At 68.1% G+C, this 20956-nt stretch carries 20 protein-coding genes; 6 read left to right on the top strand and 14 right to left on the bottom strand.

Going from position 1 to position 20956, the window contains the following annotated elements; translation table 11 throughout:
- Positions 1-4: 4 nt before the first annotated feature.
- Together mnmC1 and NX774_RS16390 are read right to left on the bottom strand one after the other, a co-directional pair.
- On the bottom strand, positions 5-1675 hold the full coding sequence (gene mnmC1 / locus NX774_RS16395) for an FAD-dependent 5-carboxymethylaminomethyl-2-thiouridine(34) oxidoreductase MnmC1 (protein ID WP_258823303.1): 1671 nt from the start codon (positions 1673-1675) through the stop codon (positions 5-7).
- 7 nt (positions 1676-1682) lie between these two features.
- Entirely contained in the window at positions 1683-2246 is a 564-nt protein-coding gene (locus NX774_RS16390; RefSeq protein WP_258823302.1) for a DNA-3-methyladenine glycosylase I, read from the bottom strand.
- 87 nt (positions 2247-2333) lie between these two features.
- Between NX774_RS16390 and NX774_RS16385 the strand changes: the two genes are divergently transcribed.
- From NX774_RS16385 to NX774_RS16360, 6 genes are read left to right on the top strand one after another with little or no spacing between them, the layout of a single operon-like run.
- The gene (locus NX774_RS16385; RefSeq protein WP_258823301.1) at positions 2334-2795 is read left to right on the top strand and encodes an OsmC family protein; all 462 of its coding nucleotides are present in this window, start codon (positions 2334-2336) and stop codon (positions 2793-2795) included.
- Positions 2795-3430, top strand: coding sequence for an FMN-binding negative transcriptional regulator (locus NX774_RS16380; RefSeq protein WP_258823300.1), 636 nt, complete (start codon positions 2795-2797; stop codon positions 3428-3430). The genes NX774_RS16385 and NX774_RS16380 overlap by 1 nt, the downstream gene beginning before the upstream one ends.
- 27 nt (positions 3431-3457) lie before the next feature.
- The gene (locus NX774_RS16375) at positions 3458-4498 is read left to right on the top strand and encodes an outer membrane beta-barrel protein (protein WP_258823299.1); all 1041 of its coding nucleotides are present in this window, start codon (positions 3458-3460) and stop codon (positions 4496-4498) included.
- 8 nt (positions 4499-4506) lie between these two features.
- On the top strand, positions 4507-4920 hold the full coding sequence (locus tag NX774_RS16370; RefSeq protein ID WP_258823298.1) for a type 2 periplasmic-binding domain-containing protein: 414 nt from the start codon (positions 4507-4509) through the stop codon (positions 4918-4920).
- On the top strand, positions 4917-6908 hold the full coding sequence (locus tag NX774_RS16365) for an ATP-binding protein (RefSeq protein WP_258823297.1): 1992 nt from the start codon (positions 4917-4919) through the stop codon (positions 6906-6908). Before NX774_RS16370 ends, NX774_RS16365 begins: the two co-directional genes overlap by 4 nt.
- The gene (locus NX774_RS16360) at positions 6901-7938 is read left to right on the top strand and encodes an HD domain-containing phosphohydrolase (protein ID WP_258823296.1); all 1038 of its coding nucleotides are present in this window, start codon (positions 6901-6903) and stop codon (positions 7936-7938) included. The genes NX774_RS16365 and NX774_RS16360 overlap by 8 nt, the downstream gene beginning before the upstream one ends.
- A gap of 99 nt (positions 7939-8037) precedes the next feature.
- On the opposite strand, the gene NX774_RS16355 is transcribed toward NX774_RS16360, so the two are convergent.
- From NX774_RS16355 to narI, 12 genes are all read right to left on the bottom strand, one after another.
- Positions 8038-8988, bottom strand: a complete 951-nt coding sequence (locus tag NX774_RS16355) for a DUF4142 domain-containing protein (RefSeq protein WP_258823295.1) — start codon at positions 8986-8988, stop codon at positions 8038-8040.
- Positions 8989-9244: 256 nt separating this feature from the next.
- Positions 9245-10900 (bottom strand): acid phosphatase, encoded by a 1656-nt coding sequence (locus NX774_RS16350; RefSeq protein ID WP_258823294.1) that lies wholly within the window; start codon positions 10898-10900, stop codon positions 9245-9247.
- Between the two features lie 193 nt (positions 10901-11093).
- Entirely contained in the window at positions 11094-11561 is a 468-nt protein-coding gene (locus NX774_RS16345) for a DUF4405 domain-containing protein (protein WP_258823293.1), read from the bottom strand.
- A gap of 3 nt (positions 11562-11564) precedes the next feature.
- Positions 11565-12380 carry an FAD:protein FMN transferase gene (locus tag NX774_RS16340; RefSeq protein WP_258823292.1) on the bottom strand — a complete coding sequence of 272 codons (816 nt, stop codon included), beginning with the start codon at positions 12378-12380 and terminating at the stop codon, positions 11565-11567.
- Positions 12377-12913, bottom strand: a complete 537-nt coding sequence (locus tag NX774_RS16335) for an FMN-binding protein (protein ID WP_258823291.1) — start codon at positions 12911-12913, stop codon at positions 12377-12379. The genes NX774_RS16340 and NX774_RS16335 overlap by 4 nt, the downstream gene beginning before the upstream one ends.
- Positions 12914-12923: 10 nt before the next feature.
- The gene (locus tag NX774_RS16330; protein WP_258823290.1) at positions 12924-14264 is read right to left on the bottom strand and encodes a porin; all 1341 of its coding nucleotides are present in this window, start codon (positions 14262-14264) and stop codon (positions 12924-12926) included.
- A 19-nt stretch (positions 14265-14283) separates the two neighbouring features.
- Positions 14284-15495, bottom strand: a complete 1212-nt coding sequence (locus NX774_RS16325; RefSeq protein ID WP_258823289.1) for a cytochrome-c peroxidase — start codon at positions 15493-15495, stop codon at positions 14284-14286.
- A 309-nt stretch (positions 15496-15804) separates the two neighbouring features.
- Positions 15805-16461: a response regulator gene (locus NX774_RS16320; RefSeq protein ID WP_258823288.1), complete on the bottom strand. Its 657-nt coding sequence runs from the start codon at positions 16459-16461 to the stop codon at positions 15805-15807.
- 32 nt (positions 16462-16493) lie between these two features.
- Positions 16494-18440, bottom strand: a complete 1947-nt coding sequence (locus tag NX774_RS16315; protein WP_258823287.1) for a type IV pili methyl-accepting chemotaxis transducer N-terminal domain-containing protein — start codon at positions 18438-18440, stop codon at positions 16494-16496.
- A 75-nt stretch (positions 18441-18515) separates the two neighbouring features.
- A complete protein-coding gene (gene moaA, locus NX774_RS16310) occupies positions 18516-19490 on the bottom strand; it encodes a GTP 3',8-cyclase MoaA (protein ID WP_258823286.1) in 975 nt (324 codons plus the stop codon).
- A gap of 17 nt (positions 19491-19507) precedes the next feature.
- Entirely contained in the window at positions 19508-20254 is a 747-nt protein-coding gene (locus NX774_RS16305; RefSeq protein WP_258823285.1) for a peptidylprolyl isomerase, read from the bottom strand.
- Between the two features lie 12 nt (positions 20255-20266).
- A complete protein-coding gene (gene narI / locus NX774_RS16300; RefSeq protein WP_258823284.1) occupies positions 20267-20950 on the bottom strand; it encodes a respiratory nitrate reductase subunit gamma in 684 nt (227 codons plus the stop codon).
- Positions 20951-20956 lie beyond the last annotated feature (6 nt).

Raw genomic sequence — 20956 nt, 5'->3', positions numbered from 1 at the left:
GTTCTTATTGTTCTGGATCAGTCGGAATGCGATGTGGCCCGCGCGGGGCGCGGCGTGCGCGCAACACGAAGCGCGCCGGATCGAGTGCATCGGCCAGGGAAGCCTCCAGCGGCAGCGGTTCGCCTTCCAGCCCGGCCGCCAGCAGCTCGGCCGCCAGCGGCGCCCAGGTGATCCCGCGCGAGGCATAGCCGAGCAGGCCGTACAGGCCCGGGTGGCGCGGCACCTCGCGCAGCCGCTCGGTGCCGCCGGCCGCGTCAAAGTCGGGCAGGCGGCCCACCAGCGGCAGCCGGTCCGGCGCCACCGTGCGAAAGCCCACCCGCCCCTCGAGCGGCGCGCCGGTGGCCGCGTGCGGGTCGGACAGCAGCGCGCGCAGCTTGGCCAGGTTGTCGTCGTGGCTGGACTGCCACAAGGCGGGGTCGGGGTCGGTATCGTAGGTCGCGCCGGCGCAGCAGATGCCGTGCGAAGCGGGCGTCACATAGGCCTCGCGGCACAACACCAGCGGCAGTGCCGGCAAGGCGGCGGCGTCGATGTGCGACACCTGGCCGCGCAGCGCCGCCAGCGGCAGTTGCGCCGCCTGCGGGAACTGCGCCGCGCCCGCGCCGGACGCCAGGATCACGGTCGCGGCGCGCGCCAGCACCTGGCCGCGTTCGTCGATGACGGCCCATTCGCCGCCCGCACGTTCGAGCCGCACGCTGCCTGCGCCGAAATGTGCCCGCAGCCGGTCGCCGCAGGCGGCCAGCATCGCTTCGCACACGCTGCCCGGGCGTGCCCAGCCGCCCTGCGGGAACAGCCAGCCGCCATCGGGCGCTGGCCGCCCAAGCAGCGCCTCGGCCTCGGGCTGCTCCAGCCAGCTCGCGAACTGCGCCGGATAGTGTCCCGATGCCGCGATTGCTCGCTGTACCCGGGCATGTGCAGCGTCGCGCGCGAGCTGCAGCACGCCGCAGGCCGCGCCGTCCATCGCGCGGCCGATCCCGCCCAGCGCTTCCCAGTAGCGCAGCGCGTACAAAAAGGCCGAACGCACCAGGCGCGTGGGGATGTTGTCGTCCTTCGACACCAGCGGCATGAAGATGCCCGCGTGGTTGCCCGACGCTTCCATCGCCGGCCGCGCATGGCGCTCGATGAGGGTGACTTCCCAGCCGCGCGCGCACAGTCGCTCGCAGGCGGCCGAACCGGCGATGCCGGCGCCGATCACGATGGCGCGGCGCTGCGGCGTGGGCGGCACGGGCAGGCGCGGCTTGCGGCTGGCGAAATGCGCCTCGCCCGGGCTGGCGTCCTCGAACGCGAAGCCTTCGCCGGCCAGCGCCGCCGCTTGCGCGGCATTCAGGCCCCAAGCCTGTAACTGCGCGTCCGCCGCCGCGATGCGCGCCAGCGGCCGCGCGAACGCCGTCCCCTCGCACGCGATGCCATGCAGGCGGATGAAGTCGAGCCGCGCGACCAGCTGGGCCAGCGCCGCATCGAGCGGCGCCGACAGCAGGTCCAGCGTCACCCCGGTTTCGGCCTGCGCAATGCGGTGAAAGCCGGGCATGAGGCCACCTGCGCGCGCGACCACATGCAGGCGCGCGGGCCGCAGCGGATCGTCGCGCCACGCCTGCACCAGGGCGCGCACGCCGCTGCCGTCGCCGTAATCGGCGTCGAACACGGTGTAGCGCTCGCGGCCGCGCCAGTGCAGCAGCATGTCCACTTCAGCGCCCCGAGTGGCAGAAGCAGTCGGGATCATGGTCGTCCACCATGCCGATGCCCTGCATGTAGGCATAGATGATGGTGGAGCCGACGAACTTGAAGCCGCGCTTGGACAGGTCCTTGGAGATGCGGTCCGACAGTTCGGTGCGCGCCGGGCGCTCGCCCTTGGCCCAGCGGTTCACGATCGGCTTGTCGCCCACGTGCGACCACAGGTACTGGTCCAGCGTCAGGCCGCCATCGAGCATCGACAGGTAGGCGCGGGCGTTGGTGATGGTGGCCGCCACCTTGAGCCGGTTGCGCACGATGCCAGGATTGGCCAGCAGCTCGGCCACCTTGGCATCGTCGTAATGCGCGATCTTGCGCGCGTCCCACTGGTCGAAAGCGGCGCGGTAATTCTCGCGCTTGTTCAGGATGGTCTCCCAGGACAGGCCGGCCTGCGCGCCTTCGAGGTTGAGCATCTCGAACAGGCGCAGCTCGTCGTGGCAGGGAACGCCCCATTCGGTGTCGTGGTATGCCAGGTAGCGCGGGTTGGCCGGGTTGGCCCAGGTGCAGCGGATATTGTTCATGGGCGGCAGTATACCCCCCGGCGGCTCGCCCGGGAGTTGCCCATGGGATAGGTTAATATTGCTATTTTGATAGGCACAGGAGGGGCGATGAAGCAGTTCGAAGCGCAACTGGCGTGGCACCGTGGCAGCCAGCCATTCCTTGACCAGCGCTACAGCCGCGCGCACGACTGGAGCTTCGACGGCGGCATCACGGTGCGCGCCTCCTCCTCGCCGCTGTCGGTGCCGGTGCCGATGTCGGACCCGAGCTGCGTCGATCCCGAAGAGGCGCTGGTGGCCGCCGCATCGAGCTGCCACATGCTGTTCTTCCTGTCGCTCGCGGCGCAGCGCGGCTTTGTGGTGGACACCTACCACGACCATGCAGTCGGCACGCTCGACACCGACCGCGACGGCAAGCTGTCGATGACGAAGATCGTGCTGCGGCCACGGGTGACCTGGGCCGGAGAAGCGCCGGATGCCGCGGCGCTGGCGCAGATCCATCACATCGCGCACGAGAAGTGCTACATCGCCAGCTCGCTCAAGGGCGAGGTGGTGGTCGAGGAGGCGCGCTGATGTACATGCCACGCGCGAACGAGGAAACCCGGATCGACGTCATGCACGCGCTGGTGGCCGAGCATCCGCTCGGGGCCCTGGTGCGGGTCGGTGACAACGGGCTGGATGCCGACCACATTCCGTTCGAGATCGCCGCGCCCACGCCGGATGCGCCGTTTGGCGTGCTGCGTGCGCACGTTGCACGCGGCAACCCGCTCTGGCGCGAGGACGGCGCCCAGGTCATGGTGCTGTTCCAGGGACCGGCGTTCTACATCACACCCGAGCTGTACGAAGAAAAGGCACGCAGCGGCAAGGTGGTGCCGACCTGGAACTACGCGGTGGTGCATGCGCACGGCAAGCTGCGCACCATCGACGACCCACAGTGGGTGCTCGATCTGGTGCAGCGGCTGACCAACCGCCACGAAGGCGGGCGCGCCACGCCGTGGCAGGTGTCGGACGCGCCACAGGAGTACGTCGACACGCTGCTCAAGGCGATCGTCGGCATCGAGATCCCGATCGCGCGGCTGGAAGGAAAATGGAAGATCAGCCAGAACCGCAGCGCGCAGGATTACGCGCGCATGGCGGCCGGGCTGGCAGGAACCGAGGGCGGCGCGCCGCTGGCGCGGCTGATGGAGCAGTGGCACAGCGCGGCCTGAGCCGCCATGCGGCTTCAAATGTGGAGAGTGAAAGTCAAGGGTATGAAGGCGAGCAAGACGTTTTTGGCGGCGTGCATCTGGATCGCTGCATCGGCAGGGGGCGCGGCGCACGCCGGCAATTACAGCCTTGGCGAAGGCTACACGGCCGGCCCGGTCAATATCGCCGGGTATCTCAACCTGGTGGCGGAGCAGCCGCGCGGCGCCGAGCGCCAGCTGGTCGTGGACGACATCAGCCTGTTCATGGGCGCGCGCCTGAACCGTTACCTCAACCCCTTCTTCGAAGCCGAATTCAGCGGCGCGACGCTGTGGAAGGAGCACGGCCACCTGCTGGGTGATAACCATCCGCGCTTTGTGCTGGAGCGCCTCTACAACGACGTGCACCTGAGCCCGGAGCTGACGCTGCGCGCCGGTAAGATGTTAAGCCCGGTCGGCGAGTGGAACACCATCCACGCGGCCCCGCTCGTGTCCACGGTGACGCGGCCGTTGACCACGCACCGCGGTTTTCCCGAGTACACGTCCGGCGCGGCGCTCCAGTACGCCCCCACTGACGACCGCAAGCCCGAGGTCAGCCTCTACTGGCAGCCCGGCGGCGAGCTGCGCCCGCGCCCCGTCGAGCGCGAATACCAGGACGTCGCCGGCGCCCACCTCAATTGGGCGACCGGGCTGACCGACAAGATCGGCCTGTCGGTGCAGCATGCGCGCGTGCGCAACACGAGCGATGCGCAGTGGCTGGTCGGCCTGAACGCGCGCCGCACCGTCGGCCCGCTCCAGCTCGAAACCGAGGCGACCCACATCCGGATCGACGGCGCCAACCCGGCGCGTGTGCGCGATCGCGAGTGGGGCGCCTACCTGCTGGGCAGCTATGCGCTGGGCGAACGCTGGTCGGTGCTGGCGCGTTACGAGCACTTCGCCGACCGCAACGCGCGCGCCGGGTCGCGCAACGCGCTGGCCGGCATCTCGTTCCGCCAGCACCCGGCCGTGGTGTGGAAGCTCGAGTACGTCAAGCAGTCCGGCGCGGTGCTCGACATGCGCACCGGGGTGTACGCATCGTTGGCGGTACTGTTCTAGGAGGCGCGATGCGACGCATTTTCTGCTTCCTGCTCGCGCTGCTCAGCACTGGCGCCGGCGCCGACGAACTGCTGGTGATCGCGCATCCGAACGTGCCGGTGTCGAGCCTGAGCTTCGATGCGCTGTCCGCGATCTACCTGCTCAAGACACCCGAGTGGCGCGGCGGCGACATGATCGTCCCGGTCAACCGCGAGGCGCAAAGCGCCGAGCGCATGCAGTTCTCCGCCACCGTCCTGCGCCAGAGCCCGAACGCGCTGGCGGCGTTCTGGAACCAGATGCACTTCAAGGGCAAGGTGCCGCCGATCGTGCAGGAGTCCGACCAGGCCGTCCTCGCTTTCGTGCAGAAGGTGCCGGGCGCGGTCGGCTACATCAGCGCGACCGTGGCGCCGAAGAACGTCAAGGTGCTGGCGCGCGTCCCATGAGGAACTGGCTCTCCCAATCGATCGGGCGCAAGCTGCTGGCCTCCTTTGCCGGCATCTTCTTCGTCACTTACCTGCTGACTGCCGTCGTCGTATTCACCAGCGTGCGCACGGCGATGATGCAGGCCGAAGCCGCGGCCCTGACGCGCCTGGCGGACCAGAAGGTGGAGCTGGCGGCCAACCACCTGCAGGCCGTGGCGACCAACCTGCAGGCGTGGTCCCACCTCGAGGTGATGAACGATCTCGTCTCCGGCGACGTGGACAAGCGCGTCGCGCGCACCCTCGAAAGCCTCAAGTCGCAATACGGCCTGGCCGGCGACATCTACGCGTTCGACGCGCAGGACCGGCTGGTGGCCACTTCTGCCCCCGTCCGCGGCGAGGTAGCCCTGCCCCGGGTATGGCGGCCGCGCGGCGCAGAACCGGCGCTGATCGACGCGCACAGCGATCCGCTGGGGCGCGGCAAGGTGCTGGCGCTGAGCGTGGCGATCAAGGCCAGCTTCGCATCCGGCTTCAAGCTTGGCACTCTGGTGGTGACCCTGCCATGGTCCGCCATCGAAACGATGCTCGCGGCCAGCGACCAGAGCATCGTGCTCTACAAGGCGGCGCCGCCGGCGCTGCTGTTCTCCGGCGGACTGGCGCTCGACCAAGCAGCGCTGGCGCGCCTGGCGCAGCGGCCGGCGCAGCTGGAAGCTGGCGCCGCGCGCTATGTGGCCGGCCACTCGTCCAAAGCGAGCGCTCTGCTGGGCGACTGGCGCGTCGCCGCGCTCAAGGACGCGCGCGTCGCCGAGCAGCCCATCCGCGCCGTCGCGGTCAAGCTGGTCGCGCTCGGCGTGTTGCTGGCATTGCCGATTTTGCTGGCGGTGCGCTGGCTGTCGCGCCGCCTCACCGAACCGGTCCAGTCGCTCACCAGCGTCGTCTCGCAAATCACCAGTTCGGGCGACCTGTCGGCGCGAGCGCAGGTGAGCGGGCGCGACGAGCTGGGCACGCTGGCGGTCTCCTTCAACGCCATGGCCGGCAACCTGCAGCGCATCTCCAGCGAGCGCGAACGCGCCCTCGGCGAGCTGGGCATGCTGAACAAGACGCTGGAACAGCGCGTCAGCGACCGCACCGCCGCACTGGAAGCAGCCAACCGGGAGCTGACCGGCGCGCTCGCCAACCTGAAGGCGACGCAGGGGCAGCTGGTGCAATCGGAGAAGATGGCGTCGCTGGGCCAGCTGGTGGCCGGCGTGGCGCACGAGCTGAACAACCCGATCGGCTTTATCTATGCGAACTTCCCGCACCTGGAGGAATACACCAACGAGCTGCTGGAACTGATCGACACGATGCGCCTGGCAGCCGTGGACCCGGCGCAGAAGGCCGCGATCGAAGAGCGGATCAGGGCGATCGACCTGGACTTCATCAAGGAAGACACCGTCAAGATCATCCGCAGCGGCAAATCCGGCGCCGCGCGCATCAAGGAGATCGTCAGCTCCCTGCGCAGCTTCTCGCGGCTGGACGAGGCCGAACTGAAAAGCGTGCGGCTGGAGGACGGGATCGACGACACGCTGGCGCTGCTGCATCACCAGATCAAGAACCGCATCACGGTCAGCAAGGACTATCGACTCAACGAACCGGTGGTGTGCTTCGCGGGCCAGATCAACCAGGTGTTCATGAACATCATCTACAACGCCTTGCAGGCCATGGACGGCCCGGGCACGCTGCAGATCGCCACCCGGCGCGATGGCGAGTTCGCGCAGGTCAGCATTACCGACAGCGGCAAGGGCATACCGCCGGACGTGATCGACAAGATCTTCGACCCCTTCTTCACCACCAAGAAGGTCGGCGAAGGCACGGGGCTCGGCTTGTCCATTTCGTATGGCATCGTCGAGAAGCACGGCGGGCGCATCGACGTGCGCAGCGAGCCGGGCAAGGGCGCCACGTTCACGGTGGCGATCCGCATGCGGCCTTTGACGACCGCAACGATTCAACAGGAGACCGCGAGCCATGGATAACGACAAGTTCAAACTGCTGTTCGTCGACGACGAACCGGACATTCTCGACAGCCTGTCGCGCGCCTTCCGCCGCGAATACCGCATCTTCACCGCCGCTTCCGGCGCGGCCGGGATCGAACTGCTGCGCACGGAAAAAATCGACCTCGTGATCTCGGACCAGCGCATGCCGGACGTGACCGGCGACGCGGTGCTCAAGTTCGCGATGGAACAGCAGCCGGAGGCGATCCGCATCCTGCTGACCGGCTATTCCGACATGGAGTCGCTGGTGCGCTGCGTGAACGAAGCGGGCATCTACAAGTACATCACCAAGCCGTGGGAGCCGGAGAACCTGCGCCTGACCGTCGTGCGCGCGCTCGAGAGCCTGAGCCTGGGGCGGCGCCTGCAGGACGCCAACCGCAACCTTGAACGCGCCTACCTCGATGCGGTGTCCATGCTGTCGGTGGCCTGCGAGGGCAAGGACCTCGACACCGGCTTTCACGTGCAGCGGGTGCAGTACTTCACGCAGGCGCTGGCCATCGAGCTGGGGCTGGAACCGGAGGCGGCGCGCCATATGGGCGTGATGAGCATCCTGCACGACGTGGGCAAGCTGTACATCCCGGACGAGATCCTCAAGAAGCCGGGCAAGCTCGACACCGGCGAGTGGGCGGTCATGAAGCGCCATCCCGAATACGGCCTGCGCATCCTCGGCGAAAACCCGTTCTATGAGATGGCGCGCGACATCGCGGTGTGCCACCACGAGAGCATCGACGGCAGCGGCTACCCGAAGGGCCTGAAAGGCGAGCAGATCCCGCTGTCGGCACGCATCGTGCGGGTCGCGGACATGTTCGACGCGCTGACCTCGCGCCGCCCTTACAAGGAGCCGTGGAGCGTGGCGGCGGCGCTGGAGCTGCTGCGCTCCCAGGCCGGGTCCATCCTCGATCCGGAAGTGGTCGATGCGCTCGGACGTCTGGCCGAACGTGGCGCGATCGCGGCCATCATGCGTGAATACAGCCCGGAAGCGGCCGCCGCCGCAGCTTCAGGGGAGCGCTAGCGCACAGTCGTCCCGGCGAAGGCAGGGACCCGTGCCGGGCGTGCGCATTCGCAGCACCTTCTCGGCACGACGTGCCGATGCTTGTGGCCGGAACGACGCTTACTTGCCCGAGGTCGTCCCCGACTTGGGCGCCGGCATCTGCTGGGCCGACTTCAGGTGCTGCTCGACCACCGGCGCCATCTTCGACGCCAGCGCTTTCACGTCCGGGTCCTTGGCTTTTTTCTCATCGCTCAGCAGCATGCTGTGCACCTTTTTATGGTCGGCCACGCCGGCCTGCGCCATGTAGGCCTTGTCAAAGGCGTCGCCGCTCATGGCCTGCAGCTTGGTCGCCATCGCCTTGTGCTTGGCGTCCGGCTCGGTGGGCAGGGTGACGCCCTTCTGCTGCGCGAGCTGCTGCACGTCGTTCAGCGCCTTGGTGTGATCGTCGATCATCTGCTGGGCGAAGCTTTTCACCTGGTCGTTCGAGCTCTTGCTCTGGGCCAGCTTGCCGGCCTCGATCTCGGAAATGTTGGCCTGCGCCATGTTCTTCAGGATGGTCTCGTCGCCCTTGGCCAGCGTGCTCTTGCCCGTGGTGCCGGCCGCCGTTGCACCCGCCGCCGCGGCGCCGCCGGTGGTGGCGCTGCTGCCCGAGTTGCCCTGGCTGCCGCTGGAGCCTTTGCTGCTGTGGGAGCTGCTCTTGCCCTGGCGTTTTTCCATGCCCTGGCTGTCGGTGTTGCCGACCGTGCCCTCGCGCGTGGTCTTGCCGGTGGCGGTGGACGACGCGCCGGCGCCTGTGGTGTCCTGCACCCCGGTCATGCCGCCCTGGCTGCCGGCGCTGGTGCTGCCCTGGGCGCCGCTGGTGCCGCGCATCTGCTCGTCCTTGCCGCGGCTGTCGGTGCTGCCGGCAGTGCCTTCACGCGTGGTCTTGCCCTGCACGGCGGTGGCGTCCTGGCCACTGCCCGAGGTGCTTGCGCTGCCGCTGGTGGTCTGCGCATACACACCGAATGTGCTGAACATTGCCGCGACGGCGGTGACGGTCAGCAGTCTCTTCAACACTTTATTGTTGTGCATGATGTTCTCCTGTAGGTTTGTGGTGGGGCAGGCGCGACCGGGCGCCCCGCTCCTGTTCATTTTGACAATCACGATCGCTTGCGAGTTCGTAAAGGAACCGCGGTGCGACGGACGATATCAAGCTCACAATATCGGGCTGTCGCAGTGTATCCCGACACTTTTTTCCACAGCGCCCGTTAGCCAACAGGAAAGTTTATGAACGGCAGGGCGAAAAAAAGCCAGGCGCGCGGCCTGGCTTTGACGGCGATGGCAACGGTCAGCGGAAGCTGAGCGCGGCGGTCAGGTCGCCCGGCCCGCGTGCGCCACGCTGGGCAAAGGCGGCGTCGCGCGCGGCGAGCCCTTCGAGCAGCGGCAGGTCGTGCAGGCGCGTGATGAAGCGCAGGATCGAGGTGGTGTCGTAGAAATTGTGGTCCACCGCCCCCTTCTTCGCGAACGGGGACACGATGATCGCCGGCACGCGCGAGCCCGGCCCCCAGCGGTCGCCCTTGGGCGGCGCCACGTTGTCCCACCAGCCGCCGTTCTCGTCGAAGGTCACCACGATCACCATGTTCTTCCACTGCGGCGACTTCTTCAGGTGCTCGATCACGTTGGCCACGTGCGCATCGCCCGACTCGATGTCCGAGTACCCGGCGTGCAAGTTCAGGTTCCCCTGCGGCTTGTAGAAGGTGACCGCCGGCAGGCGGCCCGCGATCGCATCGGCCAGGAAGCGGTTCGAGATCGGGCTGTCGCCCAGGCCGCCGTCGAGCAGGTGCCTGGCGCGCGCGGCGGTGCCGGGCGCGTACTGGCGGAAGTAGTTGAACGGCTGGTGGTGGTACTGGAAGTTCGGCTTGCTGCCCTCGCCCCGGTGCTCCAGCGCGGCCTGCCAGGCGCTGGCATACCATGCCCACGGCACGCCGCGTTCGGACAGCAGGTCGCCGATGGTCTTGTAGGTTTGCGGCGGCAGCACGTCCGGATCGCGCGGGTCGGCCGTGGACGGGTCGCCGCCCGGACCGGGCCTGACCCAGCTGGGCTGGTACGGCGGCGCCATCGTGTTGACCGTGTAGCCGTCCGGGGTGATGTTGCCGTCGTTGACGAACTGCGGCGGGCCGTCCAGCGCCGAGCGCGGCGACTTGGCCGACGTCTTCAGGCGCACGCCAAGCGGCCCGTCCTCGAGCACCGCGATGGTCTTGCTGGCCGGGGTCGAGGCGGCGTTGAAGTACTCCGGTGGACGCGCCGCGATCAGGAACTGGTGGTTCAGGTAGGAGCCGCCGAAGGCGCCCATGAAGAAGTTGTCGCACAAGGTGTATTCGCGCGCGATCTGCCACAGGCCCAGGTTCTTTTGCGTCTCGCCGTAGTAGCCCATCACCAGCCCGCCGCCATCCGACCAGGCAGCGAAGCCGTCGTTCTTGCCGCCGTTGATCTGCATCTGGTTCTGGTAGAAGCGGTGCCACAGGTCGCGCGTGACCAGTCCTTCGGGCAGCGGATTGCCCTCCAGGTCCTTCAGCTTGTACGGCGCGTTGGGCAGGCCCGAGACCTGGTTCTCTGCGATCACGTAATCCTTGCCGCCGATGTTCTGCCGCTCCGGCACCATGCCGCCCCAGACCTTCGGCAAGGCCGGCAGCACCGAACCGTCGCGGTCGCGCTGGACGCTCGCCTCCCGGCTCACGCCGGACAGCGGCGCGGCGGTGCCGGGAAAGTTGGCGAACAGGTTGTTGAAGCTGCGGTTCTCGAGGAAGATCACGACCACGTTCTTCACCTGCGCCTTGAGCTTGGCGTCCAGGCCCTTGGCCGCGCTGGCATGGGCACTGGCCGCGTCGGCCACGCCCGGCAAGGTGGCCGACAGGCCGGCTGCGGCGGCGGCCTGGAAAATGCGGCGGCGCGATGGGTTGTCGGGCAGGTCGTCGCCCGGCTGCTCGGAATCGTGGTCTTGCACTTGCTCTCCTGGTTCTTGCTGGCGTGGCGCCAAGGGAGCAATGATTATCCGCGTTTTGCCTTGAAGAACCAAACCGTCGTCAAATGCCTGTCACATCCGGTGGCGACAATGGCGGCACTCGCAGCGGCAATGCGGGTTGGCGGCGGCGGCCGCCCTACCGGCGTCGGCGGTCGGGAAATATACCGGCACCAGTTTATTGGACGCTCTTGCGTCCCACCACGATGTGCAGCACGAAGAGCCCGGCCACCGCCAGGCCCACGATCCAGTGCACGGCGGACCAGAGCGGCCGGTCGGCTTCGCCGGCTACGTAGTACAGGCCGTAGCCGGTCAGCGCCAGCAGCAGCAGCGTCGCGATCATCATCCATCCCGTCACCAGGTTACGGCCGGACTTGAGCGCGCGGCGGATGTGCACGTGGATCAGGCTGCCCATGAAGAACAGCGCCACCATCGCGGCCAGGCCGTGCAGTTTCATGGCCCACGGCTCGAACGGGTTGACGGTTTCGCCAAACTCGCTCACCGGACGCAGGAAATAGCGCAGCACCAGCCAGGCCGCGCCGGAGGCCAGCAGTACGGCGCCGGTGGTGTAGATGGCGCGCCGGTGCCAGCGTTCCAGCTTGAAGGACAGCCGCGGGCGCACCGCGGCGGGAGGATTTTGCGTCATGGTTCACACCAAAAAAGCACTGGCGCCGCATGCTTGCAGCGCCGGATGGGTGGCGTCGCCAGTGGCCAGCACCACCTTGGCCAGCGCATCGGCCAGCACGCAGCGCGGCGCGCGCACCGAGGCGCTGCGGTCGGCGACCAGCGCCCTGCCGTCGCGCGCATCGACCAGCGCGCTGACCTGCCGGCCACCGCTGCTGCGGCGCGAAAAATAGCTGGCCGAGGTGGCGAGCGCTTCGTCGGCCAACATGATACGCGATGCGGCCTGTCCCGGCGCGGCCGGCGAGCGCACCGCCACCGGCATCGGGGACGGGCCGAACACCCGCAAGTCGCCACCGGCGTTGACGCAGCCCGAGGCCATGCCGGCCTGGCGCAGCGCGGCTACCGCCACGTCCACGGCGTAACCCTTGGCGATGCCGCCCAGGTCGATCCAGCCCGCCGCCAGCTTGCGCACGCGCTTGCCCTCTTCAAGCGCGATCACTTCCTGCACGGGACGCGCTTGCGGGCGCGCGGGCGCCGGCGGCGGCAGCACCTCCCACGCCACCAGTCGCGGCGCGCAGGCGATGTCGAACGCGCCACCGGACAGCTCGGCAAGCTCCTGCGCGATGCGCAGCACCTGCCAGGTGTCGGCGTCCACTTCGACCGCATCGCCCGGGTCGGCACGGTTCACGCGCGACACGTCGCTGGCCGCGTCGTGAAAGCTCATCAGCCTGTGCACGCGCGCCACCTCGGCGAACGCGGCATCGGCCGCCGCAAGGTCGTGCGCGTCGGGGATGGTCACCTCGACCATCGTGCCCAGCCAGGGCTGCGCGCGGCGGATCATTTGGCCAGCGCCACCTGGGCCACGGCGGCGATGCGGCGCACCCCGTCGGTGATGTGGGTGCACGACAGCGTGGCGCCGCTGATGTTCTGGATGCCGCCGCCGATCGCCAGGCCGCCGCCCTTGGCAGTCTTTCCGACAAACTGCTTGCGCCACGCGGCCAGGCGCACTTCGCCGCCATGGCTTTCGCGGTAGGTCAGGATCTCGACCTGGCGCACGCTGGCGTCGGAATTGATGCCGACCGCGTACGAGATCAGCTCGAACTTGCCGACCACGTCGTCCAGCACCATGTAGCCGAGCAGCGCGTCGCCCTTGTACGCGCCCACCACGCGCCACTGCACCGAGCGCGCCGGCAGGCCGGACAGCTGCTCGACCTGCTTCATCTGCGCCGCGTCCAGCGCCAACGGGTGCGGCTTGAACGCATCGGCCTCGGGGAACATCAGCTTTTGCGCCTGTTCCGGGCTCAGGTACTGCGTGGCGAACGCCGGCGCGCTGGCGGCGCCGGCGACGAGCAGGGTCAGGGGCACGTAACGCATAGTGGATACCTCAATAGGAGAAGCCGACGCCGAGGTTCACCCGGTCTTGCGACTTATCGTCACGGAATTTCTGGTAATCGGCCTTGAGCACCACGCCCTGCCCGACCAGGAGATTGGCGCCCACGGTGGCAACGCGCTCATACCCTGCGGACGGCACGCCCAGGCCCGCCGGCAGCGCGCTGTAGCTGCGCGCGGTGTTGAAGCTCTCGAAGCGCGCGAACGGGCTGAGGGTGAAATCGCTCTTCTGCCACAGCTTGTACGCGGCCTGCAGGTACCAGCCTGCAAAGCTGCTGGGCACCGGGGTCGGGTTGCCGACGAAGGTGGCGTTCAGGGCGTTGGTGTCGGTGATGCGGCCGTAGGCCCACAGCGCCGACAGGTCCCATGCGCCCGGCGTGTAGCGGGTGTGCAGGTCCCACAGCGTCACGCGTGCGCCCTGCGCCGGGAAGCCCGCCGTTGCGTGGCCCGCCTTGCCGGTGAAGACCGAGCCGCCCACCAGCAGGCCCGGATAGCCGCGCCAGTTGAGCGCGCCGTGCAGCGCCAGGTCGCGCGACTTGGCAAGCTGGCCTTCCTGGTGGATCGAGCCCAGCGGCGACTCGCGGCCTTCGCTGGAGGCCGGGTCCCACTTGGTCAGGTCAAAGCCGGTGGTCAGCCCCGCGTCCCAGGTGTAGCCCTCGCCAAATTCCCCGGTCAGGCCCACGCCGGCCTCGCGCCAGGTGGTCGGGATGATCCGGGTCTCGACGAAGTTGCGCTCCACGCCGTAGTACGCGGTCGGCTCGTGGTTCTGGTTGAGCAGGCCCACCGGCATCAGGAACAGGCCGGCCTTGGCGCGCAGGCCGCCGGCAAATTCGCGTTCCACATACAGCTGCTCGACCTCGGCCTCGCCCTGGTCTTCGGCCGACGCGACGGCATGCTCCCATTCGAATTCGGACACCAGCTTGGTCTTCTCGTCGAAGCGGTGCTGGAAGCCGATCACGGCGCGGCGCACGTCGGTTTGCGAGCCGCTGGCGTTACGCACCGGGTGGTTGTAGTTGACTTCGCCGTAGCCGGTCAGCACGGTGTCCTGGGTCATGGCGCTGGCCGGCGTGGCGGTGACGGCCGCGATGGGCGCCGGCGCGTTGGATGGGGCCTGCAGCGGCGCGCCGGCGGCCCGGATCGCGGGGGCGGCAGGCGCGGGCGCCGGCGCAGGCGCGGCGGCAGCCTGGGCCTTCTGCGCGGCCAGCTCGGCCTTCACCTTCTCCAGTTCGGCCGCCAGCTGTTCCACCCGTTTTGCCAGGTCCGTTTCCTGCGCCATGGCGCCGATCGGGGCCAGGAAGGCGGCGCCCAGCGCCGCAGCGATCAATTTCTTGTTCATTGTTCTTCTCCGTGAATGTTTATGGTCGGTAGCCGTCGGTCAGCGTGCCCAGGAATTGGACAAGATCGGCGATCTCAGTTTCGTCCAGCGCCGGCGCCATGCCCGGCTGGCGGGTGTACGGCGCCTCGCTGGTGTTGACGTTCTTGCGGTACTCCGGCGGCAAATCGTTGAACTTCTGCACCACGCCGTCCGGCCCGGTCGGGTACCAGCGCTCGGGATTGGTGTCGCGCGTCACGTAAAAGCGCACCACGTCGGTCAGGTTCGAGAACGCGCCGTTGTGGAAGAAGCTCTTGCGGGTGGCCACGTTACGCAAGGTCGGCACCTTGAACGCGCCGCACAGGTCGGTGCGCGTCGTCAGGTCGGTACGGTCCGGGCCGCACAGGCCCAGGTCGTAGTAAGCCGGGTTGCTGGTGGCCGGAATGCGCGCGTTGCGCGGCACGCCCAGGTTGTCGTAGCTGAAGTCGGTGAACAGCGGCGCGCTGCCGTCGGCGCCGCGCGCGCTGGTATGGCAGGCCGCGCAGTTGCCCTTGTTCGGGTTGTTGAACAAGGCCAGGCCGCGCAGCTCGGCATCGCTGAGCATCACTTTGCCGGCCAGGAACTGGTCGTACTTCGAATCGAAGGGCGTGAAGCGCGGGTCTTCCTTCTCGAACTGCTGCAGCGCGAACTGGATGCGGCTGAATGCCTGTTCCGCGTTATCGAAGATGGCCGTGCCGAACACGGCGCGGAACTGGTCGGCGTAGGTGGCCTGTTTGAGCTTGGCCACCACGTCGGCCTTGCTGGCATTGGCCATTTCGTGCGGCGCCAGGAAGGGGCGCTCGGCCTGCTCGGCCAGCGTCTGCGCGCGGCCATCCCAGGTGAAGCCGCCCACCGGCGTGCCGTCCGCCTCGAAATGGAAGGCGGGCGTGGCCTGCATGTAGCGCAGCGACGGCGCGGCACGGAACCCGACCACCGAACCGTCCGGCCCGCCGAGCTCCACCGCCAGGCCGCTGGTCGGGCCGTGCCCGTTGGCCGGATTGTGGCAGCTCGCGCACGACTGCCTGCCCGAGGCCGACAGCGACACGTCGCTGAAGATTTTTTCGCCCAGCGCCGCGGCCTGGCTCAGCGAGGAGGACACCGATTCAACCGGCGCCTGCACCGGGGCCGGACTGCCGCCGCCTCCCCCGCCACAGGCAGTGAGCGCAACGGCGGTAAGCACCGCAAGCAGGGGCGAGAGGCGTGGTGTGGTGAGCATGTTGGGGGATGAGCGCAAATCTAAATGAGAATGATTCTAATTTGCGGTCATGCCGATTGCAATACTTTGTTGCGAAATAGAAGCAATGACCCATGAGATTGGTCATCGTTTGTGGCGAAAAATGGGGATGTTGCTGCCTGCGTGATGTGGAAACTTCAGCACGTCGTTCCCGCGAAGGCGGGAACCCATGCTGAGCATGCTCTTGCTGCAGCTGCGTGGCGTGACACTCAGTATGGGTCCCCGCCTGCGCGGGGACGACGTCAACAATTTACGCAGGCGGCCTGCACAGAAAACCGGCCGCGGTGCCCCTCAGTCGTGCAGCTGCGCCTGGTTTGCAACGGCAAACACCGCCGCCTGCACACGGCTGGCCAGCTTGAGCTTGCGCAGCACGTTCTGGACGTGGATCTTGACCGTGCTCTCGGCCAGGTCGAGCGCGCGCGCGATCGCCTTGTTGCTGTCGCCGCGTGCCAGGCAGGCCAGGATTTCCTTCTCGCGCACGGTCAGCTTGTCCAGCTCCGATGGCGGGCGCGCGGGTGCGCCGCCGGCCGTGATCTGGTCCATCAGCTTGCCGGTCATCGACTCCGCCACCACCTTCTCGCCGGCGGCGGCGCGGCGGATCGCGCGCACCAAGAAGTCGGTCTCGATGTTCTTGACCAGGTAGCCGCTGGCGCCGGCGCGGATCGCCAGCGTCAGGTCGTGCGCCTCTTCGGACACCGTCAGCATCAGCACCTTGCAGCTGGGGCACTCCTGCAGCATCAGCTGCAGCGTCTCGACGCCCGAGATGCCCGGCATGTTCAGGTCCAGCAGCACCACGTCCGGCCGCAGCTGGCGCACGCGCTTGACCCCTTCCACGCCGTCCGGCGCTTCGCCCACGACGGCAAATTCGCCCTGGCGCTGCAGCAGCGAGCGGATCCCGCTGCGAAACAGCGCGTGGTCGTCCACCAGCAGCACGCTGATCGGTTTCACGGTCTCTTCGGTTTGCACGAAATCCCCCTTGTTCAAGCGGCGTGCCGCATTTCCATCGGCAGCCGTAGCGTCACCCTGGTGCCTTCTCCCGGCGCCGACTGGATGTCCAGCGTGGCGTCGATGCGCGCGGCGCGCTCGCGCATGATATGCAGCCCGACCTGGCTGTCCTTGCGCTCCAGGACCGCCGACGCATCGAAGCCCGCCCCGTCGTCCTCGATGGAGAGCACGAAATCGTGACGGTCATGCAGGCGCACCAGCACCCGGCTTGCGCCGGCGTGCTTGCGCACGTTCGACAGCGCCTCCTGCACGATGAACAGGATCTGCAGCTGCTGCTCGCCCGGGAACGGCGGCCCGTCCTCGCCATCGCTCTGCAATTCCACCACGATGCCGGCCTGCTGGCGGAACTTATTGATCGTCATTTGCAGCGACGCCAGCAGGTTCCCCTCGTGCAGGCGGCTGCGGAAGTTCAGCAGCAGCTCGCGCACGTCCTGGTAGCTCTCCTCCACGCCCGCCCGCAGCGCAGGCACGATGTCGCAGGCTTCGTCCAGCCGCTTGGCCGCGAGCGACTGCTCCATCATCTGCACCTGCAAATTCAGGAAGTTCAGGCCCTGCGCAATGCTGTCATGCAGGCCGCGCGCGACCAGGTTGCGCTCTTCCGAGATCGCCATCTCGCGCTCGCGCACGAAATAGCGTTCGTTCTCGATCGCCACGCCCAGCTGCGCCCCCATCGATTCGAGCAGCGCGCGCTCGCGCTCGTCGAACTGGCGGGCGCTTTTGAAGTGCAGGTTGAAAAAGCCCAGGTTCTGCTCGTGCGCGAAGATGTGGAACACCGACACGGTCTGGAACCCGGCGCGCCGGCATTCGAGCGTTGGCCCGGCCGGCGCCTGGCGCAGGTCGTGCACCAGCGCCACCTTCTTCACGACCGCTTCGCCGCACAGGCATTCGCCCACCTTCAGGCAGTGCTCGGCCTCGACCAGGCGCGCCGGAATGCCCTTGTGCGCCACCATGTGCAGGTTGCCGCGGGTGGGATCGAGCACGCGCACCGAGCCGCCATCGGCCTTGAAGTACTCCATCAGGCGCGCCAGGAAGCCCTCGCACATCGCATCCACCGGCAGGCGCTGCTGCAGGAAGGCCGCGCTGTCGTACAACAGCGCCAGCTCGCCGTTTTGCGCTTCCAGCGCGGCGGTCTTGCTGCGCACCAGTCCCTCGAGGTCGCCGTACAGCGATTGCAGGCGCGCCGCCATCTGGTTGAAGCCGTGCGCCACCTGGCCGAACTCGTCGTCGCTGTCCACCGCCACGCGCACGCTGAAATCCTCACCGCTCATGCGCATGATGCCCTGGTGGATGCGCATGACCGGCGCCACGATCAGGCCGAACAGCACGTACACCAGCGTGACCGTGCTGGCCACCGCCATCGCCAGCAGCGCCATTTGCGAGGCGCGCAGCCAGAACATGCGGCGCTCGCTGTCCGTTTCGATGGCGCGCACCAGCGCATCGACGTCCCTGACGAAACCGTCGATGAGCGCCTCGCAGTGCACCAGCGCCTGCATCGACTGGCTGCCTGGTGCGGCCGCCAGCACGGACAGCGCAGCCGGCCGCACCGCGTCGTTCCAGTAGGCCGAGACACGGGAAAATTGCGCGTGGATCGGCTGCGCCGGGGGCAGCACGAGCGGACGCTGGGGATCGCCCTTGCGCAGCTGCCAGATGGCCGTGCCCAGGGCGTCCAGCTGGTGGCGCGCCTCGTCGGCGGCCTCGACGCGTTCGCCGCGCGCCGAACGGGCCAGTTCCAGCGACAGCCGGTAGCTCGCCATGCGCAGCTTGCCGGTTTCGTTGATGGCCGCGGCGCTGCCCTGCAGCTGCCAGGACAGGTAGAGCGTGGTCCCGATCATGACCAGGGCCACGGCCAGGAAGCCGACAAGTACGCCGACGATCTTCGTCGACAGTGAACGCCGTACCGGTACCCGCTCAGTTTCCGACATTGCCGCTTCTTTCATGAGGGCGCTGCGCCCGTTCCCGACAGTATATACGCGCGGTCCATGCCATCAACCTACCATCTAGCCACCCGTTTGCGCCATGAACCGGATTACCTTTTCCGGCCTTTCTTCAAATTCGTGCCGCTGCGGCTTGCGCTGTACCGCGGCGCGGATCGCGGCCTCCAGTTCGCCGTCGCTGGCGCCGCCGCGCAGCAGCGGGCGCAGCGCAACGCTGTCGTCCTGGCCCAGGCACAGGTAGAGCGTGCCGTCCACGCCCAGCCGCACGCGGTTGCAGGTGGCACAGAAGTGCTGCGACATCGGCGTGATGAAGCCGATGCTGGCGCGCCCATCGGGCGTGGCGAGGTAGCGCGCCGGTCCGCCGCCCAGCTCCACCGCCTGGGGCACCAGCGCAAAGCGCTCGCGCAAGCGGGCCTGCACCTGGGCCAGGCTCAGGAACGATGCGCCGCGCCCGGTGTCGCCCACCGGCATCGCCTCGATCAGGCGCAGCACGAAGCCGCGCTCGATGCAGAACGCCGCCATGTCCTCGATCTCGCTCTCGTTCACGCCGCGCATCGCGACCATGTTGATCTTGATCGGGTCAAAGCCCGCTTCCTGCGCCGCCCGCAGGCCGGCCAGCACCAGCGGCAGGCTGTCGCGCCCGGTGATGCTGGCCATGCAGGATCGGTCGAGCGAATCGAGGCTGACGTTGATGCGCCCTACCCCGGCCTGGCGCAGCGCGCGCGCGTGCCGCGCAAGCGTGGTGCCGTTGGTGGACAGGGACAGGTCGCGAATGCCCGGCAGGGACGACAGCCGCGCGGCGAGCTGCGGCAGGCCACGGCGCAGCAGCGGCTCGCCGCCGGTCAGGCGCACGCGCGAGGTGCCCAGCCGCGCGAACGCGGCGACCACGCGCTCGATCTCGTCGAATGTGAGCCAGGACTGTGGCTCCTCGAATCCCTTGAAGCCGGCCGGCAGGCAGTAAGTGCAGCGCAGGTCGCAGCGGTCGGTCACCGACAGGCGCAGGTAGTCGATCGAGCGGCCAAAGCGGTCACGTAACATTCCGTCCCCCTTCTGCGCTACTGGACCAGCGGCGTGGCCGCGCCATCGAGTTCGATGCCCTCGATCGCGGCGCGTCCGGCCAATAGCCGCAGGTACTGGTGCAGCGCGCGCTGCCAGCTGCTGCTGGACAGGTGGTCGGCGATGCGCTGCCTGACCAGTTCGAACGGCCACGGCGCACCATCGATCCGGCGCGTGACCTGCACGATGTGCAGGCCGAAGCGTGATTCCACCGGGCGCGGGGCGAACTGGCCTTCGGCAAGGCGGAACAGCACCTGCTCGAACTCGGGCACGCACTGGCCGCGCGAAAGCTGGCCAAGACTGCCGCCCTGCGCGCCCGACGGGCAGTTGGAATACCTCACCGCCAGCTCGCCAAAGCGGTCCGGGTCGCGGCGCAGTTCGTCGAACACCGCGCCGGCGGTCTCGCGCAGCAGCGCCAGCGGCGCGTTTGGCGTGACCTGGAACAGGATGTGGCGCGCCTCGACCAACGGGCTGGGCGCAAAGCGTTCGAGGTTGGCCGTATAGAACCGCAGGCAGCTCTCCATGTCCGGCTCGGGCACGGCCACTTCGCGCGCGAACAGGGCCTCGATGCGGTCGTCCTCGGTTTTACCGATCACACCCAACCGCTCCGTTTCCTGCAGCAGCAGGGTGCGCAGGACCACTTCGTGCACGCTCTCGCCGAGCGGATTGGCAGCCTGCTGGTGCCAGGCGAGTTCGGCCTGGATGCGCTCGTCCGTGATGTCCACGCCATTGACGCTGATTCCCATGATCGCTCCTTTTTAGCGCACGCGCACCAGTTGCCACGCGCGGCGCAGATAGCCTGCCGCGCCAAAGCCGCTCCACACGTGCACCAGCCGGGTGAACGGGAAGATGAGGAACAGCGACATGCCCATGAACAGGTGCAGCTTGAACACCAGCGGCACGTCAACGAGGAAGCCGGCGGCATCCTGGCGGAAGGTCACCACGTGCTGCGCCCAGGTCATCAGCTGCACCATCACATGGCCATCGGTGTGCGAGGCCGAGACGAAGATCGACGCCAGGCCCAGGGACAGCGCCACCAGGATCCAGCCGAGCACCAGCTTGTCGCGCGCGGTGGTGATGGCGCGCAGCCGCTCGCTGCCGAAGCGGCGCGCCAGCAGCACCAGGATGCCGATCAGGCACAGGCTGCCCATCGCGCCGCCGGCCACCATCGCCACCATCTGCTTGGCCTGGTGGCTCACGCCCAGCGCGTCCCACACCGCGACCGGCGTGAGCAGGCCCACGGCGTGACCGAAGAACAGGCCCAGCACGCCGACGTGGAACAGCGTGCTGCCCAGGCGCAGGCTGCCCCGGTGCAGCAGCTGGCTCGACTCGGAGCGCCAGCTGTACTGCTCGCGGTCGAAGCGGACCAGGCTGCCGAGCAGGAACACGGCGAGCGCAATGTAGGGGTAAATCCCGAATATGAAGTTGTGCAGGTAGTCCATGTCCCT

This window comes from Massilia agilis, from assembly GCF_024756255.1.
Taxonomy (GTDB): Bacteria; Pseudomonadota; Gammaproteobacteria; order Burkholderiales; family Burkholderiaceae_D; genus Telluria; species Telluria agilis.
Note: the sequence above shows the minus strand (reverse complement) of the source record. Positions and strands in the feature narration are given on the sequence as shown.

Bases quoted from the DNA above. Each gene is read 5' to 3' on its own strand.
- mnmC1 (WP_258823303.1), bottom strand. From the start codon at position 1,675: ATGCTGCTGCACTGGCGCGGCCGCGAGCGCTACACCGTGTTCGACGCC.
- NX774_RS16390 (WP_258823302.1), bottom strand. From the start codon at position 2,246: ATGAACAATATCCGCTGCACCTGGGCCAACCCGGCCAACCCGCGCTAC.
- NX774_RS16385 (WP_258823301.1), top strand. From the start codon at position 2,334: ATGAAGCAGTTCGAAGCGCAACTGGCGTGGCACCGTGGCAGCCAGCCA.
- NX774_RS16380 (WP_258823300.1), top strand. From the start codon at position 2,795: ATGTACATGCCACGCGCGAACGAGGAAACCCGGATCGACGTCATGCAC.
- NX774_RS16370 (WP_258823298.1), top strand. From the start codon at position 4,507: ATGCGACGCATTTTCTGCTTCCTGCTCGCGCTGCTCAGCACTGGCGCC.
- NX774_RS16365 (WP_258823297.1), top strand. From the start codon at position 4,917: ATGAGGAACTGGCTCTCCCAATCGATCGGGCGCAAGCTGCTGGCCTCC.
- NX774_RS16360 (WP_258823296.1), top strand. From the start codon at position 6,901: ATGGATAACGACAAGTTCAAACTGCTGTTCGTCGACGACGAACCGGAC.
- NX774_RS16355 (WP_258823295.1), bottom strand. From the start codon at position 8,988: ATGCACAACAATAAAGTGTTGAAGAGACTGCTGACCGTCACCGCCGTC.
- NX774_RS16345 (WP_258823293.1), bottom strand. From the start codon at position 11,561: ATGACGCAAAATCCTCCCGCCGCGGTGCGCCCGCGGCTGTCCTTCAAG.
- NX774_RS16340 (WP_258823292.1), bottom strand. From the start codon at position 12,380: ATGATCCGCCGCGCGCAGCCCTGGCTGGGCACGATGGTCGAGGTGACC.
- NX774_RS16335 (WP_258823291.1), bottom strand. From the start codon at position 12,913: ATGCGTTACGTGCCCCTGACCCTGCTCGTCGCCGGCGCCGCCAGCGCG.
- NX774_RS16330 (WP_258823290.1), bottom strand. From the start codon at position 14,264: ATGAACAAGAAATTGATCGCTGCGGCGCTGGGCGCCGCCTTCCTGGCC.
- NX774_RS16325 (WP_258823289.1), bottom strand. From the start codon at position 15,495: ATGCTCACCACACCACGCCTCTCGCCCCTGCTTGCGGTGCTTACCGCC.
- NX774_RS16315 (WP_258823287.1), bottom strand. From the start codon at position 18,440: ATGTCGGAAACTGAGCGGGTACCGGTACGGCGTTCACTGTCGACGAAG.
- moaA (WP_258823286.1), bottom strand. From the start codon at position 19,490: ATGTTACGTGACCGCTTTGGCCGCTCGATCGACTACCTGCGCCTGTCG.
- NX774_RS16305 (WP_258823285.1), bottom strand. From the start codon at position 20,254: ATGGGAATCAGCGTCAATGGCGTGGACATCACGGACGAGCGCATCCAG.
- narI (WP_258823284.1), bottom strand. From the start codon at position 20,950: ATGGACTACCTGCACAACTTCATATTCGGGATTTACCCCTACATTGCG.